Source organism: Bradyrhizobium sp., from assembly GCF_016462955.1.
GTDB lineage: Bacteria > Pseudomonadota > Alphaproteobacteria > Rhizobiales > Xanthobacteraceae > Bradyrhizobium.
In genome coordinates this window covers 7,036-13,311 of record NZ_JAEMSD010000160.1, presented here as the reverse complement: position 1 = coordinate 13,311, position 6,276 = coordinate 7,036, and the positions used below count along the sequence as shown (strand labels likewise).

General features: G+C 61.4%; 5 protein-coding genes. 4 read left to right on the top strand and 1 reads right to left on the bottom strand.

Annotated features, from left to right (window positions below; translation table 11 throughout):
- Positions 1–164 precede the first annotated feature (164 nt).
- Entirely contained in the window at positions 165–452 is a 288-nt protein-coding gene (locus tag JHD07_RS17775; protein ID WP_291624461.1) for a hypothetical protein, read from the bottom strand.
- Between the two features lie 134 nt (positions 453–586).
- Here JHD07_RS17775 and JHD07_RS17770 point away from each other — a divergent pair, with 134 nt between their 5' ends.
- The 4 genes from JHD07_RS17770 (at position 587) to JHD07_RS17755 (ending at position 6,108) form a co-directional block, all read left to right on the top strand.
- Complete coding sequence (locus JHD07_RS17770) at positions 587–1,240, top strand: DUF3750 domain-containing protein (protein WP_291624460.1); 654 nt, start codon at positions 587–589, stop codon at positions 1,238–1,240.
- An 846-nt stretch (positions 1,241–2,086) separates the two neighbouring features.
- Positions 2,087–4,192 carry a TonB-dependent siderophore receptor gene (locus tag JHD07_RS17765; protein ID WP_366864720.1) on the top strand — a complete coding sequence of 702 codons (2,106 nt, stop codon included), beginning with the start codon at positions 2,087–2,089 and terminating at the stop codon, positions 4,190–4,192.
- Between the two features lie 13 nt (positions 4,193–4,205).
- Positions 4,206–4,508: a hypothetical protein gene (locus JHD07_RS17760; protein WP_291624458.1), complete on the top strand. Its 303-nt coding sequence runs from the start codon at positions 4,206–4,208 to the stop codon at positions 4,506–4,508.
- Between the two features lie 16 nt (positions 4,509–4,524).
- Positions 4,525–6,108, top strand: coding sequence for a PepSY-associated TM helix domain-containing protein (locus JHD07_RS17755; RefSeq protein WP_291624457.1), 1,584 nt, complete (start codon positions 4,525–4,527; stop codon positions 6,106–6,108).
- Positions 6,109–6,276: the final 168 nt, after the last annotated feature.

The following is a 6,276-nucleotide window of genomic DNA, read 5'->3' as shown; positions in this document are numbered from 1 at the left end:
CGCCCGAGGATGAAGCGCCGCCTGAACCTCCTCCCGAGCTTTGCGCCATGGAGAACGAAATGGTGCCCAGAAGGGCAGTCGCCGCCAATGCCAGAACTCTCATCGTCCACCCTCCATATGCCAGCGCTTGTGCCAGCGCTTGAATCGCTTCCTCGTTACGGTTCCTATCGGCGGCGAGCGATCCATGCTCCGGCCAGGAAAGCGACGAGCAAGGACCGTAGCGGCGCCTTCACTGTCAGCTCGCGCAACTGGTCGGCCCATCGCTTCGCCGGGTCCGGCGCCGGCGTGCGGGCTTGTGGAGCAAAAGCTTCTCCTTGCTCTGCGGAACCCGGCCGCAGGCCTGAGGTCCGCTCCATGCCGCCCGGCTCGTCCGTCAGCCCGGAGGCTTCCGTCATTGCCCCGGCTTCCTTCATGTCCATGCCCGAACTCCATCCGATGACGGTGCGGAACAACTCAACTCCTCTCGTAAACGTCCGACCGAGGTGACGGGCTCATTCGACCACCCGGGCGGCGGCTATGGCGTCGGCAGCGGTGCGAACTATATGTTCGTCAAAGATCCCACCGTACCGCTCCCTTGAAAAAGCCGTTGCTCATCTTTCTGTTCCTCGTCTTCGCACCGCTTGCCGCATCGGCGGCGAGATATCTCTGGCTGGGCGATGGCCGCCAGAACTGGCAAACGGCCGATCGCTGGCGCGGCATCTTCGCGATCCATACCTGGATCGTCGTCAAGGAGAAGGATGCGCCGACCTACACAAGGTACGACTACACGGCCTGGGGCGAGCCGATCCGCACCAACGGCTTCGCTCCGGACGGGCGCTGGTTCGGCGCTGTGCCTGATATCATCGTGGCCGTCGACGGCGAGCGCGCGGAAGCGCTGATCCCGAAGATCCGGGACGTCGTCGAAAACTACAGGTTTCGATCCTATGGCGACTACAGCGTCTGGCCCGGTCCGAATTCGAACACCTTCGTGCAGGCTGCACTCGACTCCGTCCCCGAGCTCCAGGTCGTGCTGCCGCCGACCGCGATCGGCAAGGACTTCCCCTCCACCGGCAAATGGTTCGGCGTCACGGCGTCCGGCACCGGGATCTATGCCTCGCTTGCCGGATACGTCGGCTTCTCGATCGGCTGGGTCGAAGGCTTGGAGATCAACTTTTTCGGCGCGGTTCTCGGCTTCGACATCCGGCGCCCGGCGCTCAAGCTCCCCGGTCTCGGCCGCTTTGGAGTGAGGCCGAGCCTGTAAGAGCCGCCTATTGAAGACTCCCGAAGGCACTTGATTGAAATCACCTTCTGGCTCCGAGCTGCCGAGCTTGAAGCTCGCTCGAACGTCGGCTGCCGAGTGTAGGCCGGAAACAACTTGCGGACGAGCAGACCGCCGCTGCCCCATTGAAAGATTGCCAAGCACTGCGTAGAGCCGTGCCATGCCTACTACTTTGCATCAACGCGAGGCTAACGAGACGCGGTAGGTCGCTTGGCGCTCCTGTTCATCGAACCGAGGGGCGCGCGATGGTTGCTTCCGCTAGGAGAAACAGCAAGGTCCTGTTTAGTCGCGAGCGCAGACTTGCCCACAGCGGAAGTGTGCTGGTGCCGCACGCTCTTATAGCGGTGACGTTGCCAACTTCTTTTGACTTGGTCTTCGCAGCACCGTTGAATCTTTCTAATTCTAAATGTTGGCGCGCGAGATCGGCCGGGTTAGGCCCAGTCGTAGCAATCACGCAACAGACATCTTAGAGAATCGCGTGTTTCGAGCGGTTCTAACCGCCCTAAACGGTACCCGACATATCCAGCATGGTAAGCCCGGCTTGGCTGTGGAATTAAGCTGTGCTTAGGGGTGTTTGGGATGTCGCGTCCGTGTTGGAGCAAGCTCTTTCGTTGTGCGTTCTTGTTGGGCGCGGCAAGCCATCTGGCCTTCGCGGGCGGATTTCTCGGATGTGCAACGTCGGCTCTTGCGCAATCGGCGCTACCGCCCGTCCATGTCGACGCGCCGAATCCCACCACGCCTCGCGCGCGCCCGGCTCAACGTGCTCAACGAGCAACGGCAACTACACGGCGCCGCGCTCCTCCGGCTGCATTTCGTCAGGTTGAGCCGGTGCCCTTTGTCGCGCCGGCCACCGGCGCGCTTGGTGCTCCGCCGGTTCCTTATGCTGGCGGTCAGGTCGCCACGGGCTCACAGCTCGGATTCCTTGGCAATCGCGGGGTGATGAATACGCCGTTCAACCAGGTCAGCTATACCGCGAAACTGATGCAGGACCAGCAGGCGCGCACCGTCGCCGATGTCCTGGCCAACGATCCATCGGTCCGAAGCAAGACACCTTCCGGCAACGGCGTCGACGGTCTCTACATCAGAGGCTTCTACTACGACGCCGGCGACTACGCGATGAACGGCCTCTACGGCATGGCGCCCGCGTATTCGACGTCGGCCAACTATCTCGAGCGCGTCGAGCTGCTGAAAGGCCCTGGCGTCATGCTCGGCGGCATGCCGCCCGCGGGCGCAGTCGGCGGCAGTGTCAACCTGGTAACGAAGCAGGCTCCTGACTTCGACATCACCCAACTTACCGGCCTGTATATTTCCAAATCCCAGTTCGGCGCCTTCATCGACGTGGCGCGTCGCTACGGCGAACACAAGGAATTCGGCATCCGCTTCAACGGTGGCGGGCGCGGCGGAAACACAACGATCGACCGACAGACCGACGAACTTGGAAACGCGGTCCTCAATATGGATTATCGCGGCCAGCGTGCACGAGTTTCCGTTGACGTCGGCTACCAAGCCGAAAACCTCACGCCGCCGCAGCGCTTCCTAACGTTTACATCGAGCCCGCCCTTCGCGTTCACCATTCCCGTGCCGGCCCCGCCTCGCCCTGGCACCAATTACATGCCGGACTGGGCGAGCTGGAAGACGAAGGATTCGTTTGCCATGGCGCGGGCCGAAGTCGACATGACCGACTGGCTCACCTTGTACGCCGCCGGCGGCTATCACCGGAGCGACGTCAATTTTCAGTACGTGTCGCCGCGCATCACCAACGTCGGCGGCCTCGGAAACTGGTCGAATCCCGCTTTGAAAGGATATGACATCTTCGAGAACTACGCGAGTGACATCGGCTTTCGCGCGAGCGGACACACGGGGCCTGTCAAGCATCTCTTCACCGTGAACTATTCGACGTTCGACCGGGACTACACGTCCTTCGGCAGGTCTGGCGGCATCATCAATTCGAATCTCTACAATCCCATTCCGAGCCCGCTGCCGAACTTCACCGCCATCGTGCAGGATCTGAAAACCCAGACAAACATGCGCAGCGTCGGCATTGCCGACACGATGTCGATGTTCGGCGACCGCCTGCAGCTCATCGTCGGCGCCCGTCGGCAATCGGTCGGCGCGGACAGCCAGACTTTCCTGACGCCGCCCACTTCCTCTCATATCGAAGGCTCGGTATGGAGTCCCGGCTACGCAATCATTGTGAAGCCCGTGGAGAATGTCTCGCTCTACGCGAACTACATCGAAGGCCTCAAGCTGCCGGAAGTAGTTTCTGGAACGACAACATACTCTAACGTCGGCGAAATTCTGCCGCCCGCTCAAACCAAGCAACTGGAAGCCGGCGCGAAGATCGACGTGGGTCGCATCACATTCACCACTTCTTATTTCGATATCACGGCTCCGAACGCATCGTCGGTTCCGGTGGCAGGGCAGCCACTGCCTGCACGAAGGCTCGTCGGCGAGCAGCGCAACCGTGGCATCGAGCTCTACACTTTCGGTGAATTGACGCCCTGGTTTCGGGTGCTTGGCGGCGTGACGATCATCAACGGCGAAGTGGTTTCCCAAAGCTACACGTTCCCGGGCGGCATCACATTCAATTACAACGGCAAGATCCCGGTCGGCATCTCGACGGTTAACCTCAATGTCGGCGCGGAATGGGATACTCCCTTCGTCGATGGCCTGACCCTAACGGGCAGGGTCATTTACACCGGCGAGAGTTTTGCCAATGATGCCAACACTCAGGTGCTGCCTGACTGGACGCGGGTCGATGTCGGGGCACGTTATACCTTTGCTTCGCCGTGGAACGGCAAGCCAATCGTTGTCCGCGCGAGCGTTGAGAACGTTTTCAACGTAGCCTACTACAACTCCTACCGCACGGTCAGCAGCGCGGTGTCGCTCGGCGCGCCGCGCACTTATCTGATGTCGACCACGTTCAATTTCTGAGGCGAGTGCACCGTTGGCGACGTCGGATTCAAGGGTGTGGGATCGCAGCCGCTGGCAGCCCTGGCTGCGGGCGCTACTCGCAGGGCCGTGCGCCTTCGCCCTCACCGCCCTGATCTTGGCCGTGATGCCCTTCTGGATCCCGAAGGGCTCTGGAGGCGTTGACCATATCGCGTTTCCGTTGTTCTTCATGCCTGCGATCTGGGGCGTCATATTCTTTTACGCCCTGTTAGATCGGAGCCTTGGCCGCGTCGCGATTACAATGACGGTCATCGCCGTCATTCACGCAATCGCATTGCGCGGTATGATCGCCGGCTAAATTCCGTGGAGGAGCCGTGATCAATCTGAAAGCGCGTGAAACCAAAACGCTGGTGGCGGTTCATGGCTGGGCCGGCGCCATGCTCGGGCTTTTGCTCTACGCCGTCATTGTGACGGGCACGGCCGCGGTGTTCTCGAACGAGATCAAACTCTGGTCGGGCGGGTTGCTCGGAATGAACGACCCGCTGAACCAACCGCTGGGCGCTGTGCTGGCGCGGCTCGAAGCGGAAACACCTGAGGAATTTCGTGGCGACCTCGGTCTTCGGGCCACGCCCGCCGGCCGCGTGCATGCGTTTTTCCATACTGATGAAACCGTGAACGGCGTCCGCCGCGAGCGCGGCATCCTCTACGTGATCGGACCGAACGGAAGCGTGATCTCGCGCCAGGAAGGACTTGGCAACGAACTTGCGGCCAATGATCCCCACACAGCGCTTGGACGCTTTTATGTCGATCTTCACGTCCGCCTGCACGTGCCTAACCCGTGGGGACTGATCCTTACCGGCATCCTAGGTCTTGCCATGCTGGTGGCGGCGGTCTCGGGTATCCTGATGCACCGGCATTTATTCCGGGATATCTTCGTGATGCGGGGACGCGCTCGGCTCGTCGGCCTGCGCGATCTCCACTCCGTCGCGGGAACATGGACTTTGCCGCACGCGTTCGTACTAGCCTTCACTGGCGCTTACCTCAGCTTTGCCATCGCGGTGGCGCTACCGATGTTGGCGAAAATCGCCTTCAAAGGCGACGTGCGCGAGATGGTCACGACGCTGAATGGGTTGAACGTCGTCGACGCCCGTCGGGCGGCAATTGCCGACATCGATCGCATACTATCTGATGCGCGTCAGCGTGCCGGCGCCCCCCTGATGAGTGCAGGATGGGAAAACCGCGGTCGCGCCGATTCCAGGATCACCGTCTTTCCGCTGCCGCGGAGCGGGGATTTGACGGCGATGCGATTGATCTACAACGGATCGACCGGAGAGTTGATCCGCGAGCGGCCGATCGTCGGCTTGAAGCCGTCGTGGGGGGCGTCGCTGCTTGGCCTTATCGGTCCCGTTCACTTCGGCAATTTTGCCGGCTGGTGGTCACGCGCAGTATGGTTTGCTCTGGGTGCTGCAAGTGCGTACGTCGCATGGAGCGGATTGAATTTGTGGGTTCGTCGTCGCTCCGATCAACCTGGCTGGCGCGGGCTTGGCCGCGCCTCGGCCTGGGTGGGTGGCGGATTGCCATTCGCGATGACGGCTGCGGCCGCGGCTTATTTCACCAGCCTGCCGTCGCTCGAGACCGCGTTCTGGACTCCTGCAGCTTTTCTGATAGCAGCCTTGCTTGCGCTGGTTCCGACGATAGTGATGCGCTCGGTCGAACGAGTGCCGCCGCTGCTGTTCGGTGCAACCGGCATATTGATGATGGTAATTCCATTTTTGCGCGCTGCCGCCGGCGGACCCAATTGGACTGCGGCGCTCGCGGCAGGCCAGAGTGCGATACCCGTAATGGATGGACTGGTCGCGCTAGGCGGGCTTGTGAGCGTGGTCTCGGCCGGGCTTGCTTTGCGCCGTCGCGAGCAAACGACATTCAGCGCCGGCGCCATCATGCAGTCGGCCGAATGATGCTGCTCGGCTGGCTCGGCATGGGTGCGGCTTTCTTCAGCGCCGTCTGCATCGCGCTTCTTGCAGAATTCGATCCGAAGCGTCGTAAGGATATCACCGCGCACCCGGGCATCCGGCGATTGCTTCTGTTGGCGGTGTTTCTGCCCGGATTTGTCCTCGCCTTTGCTG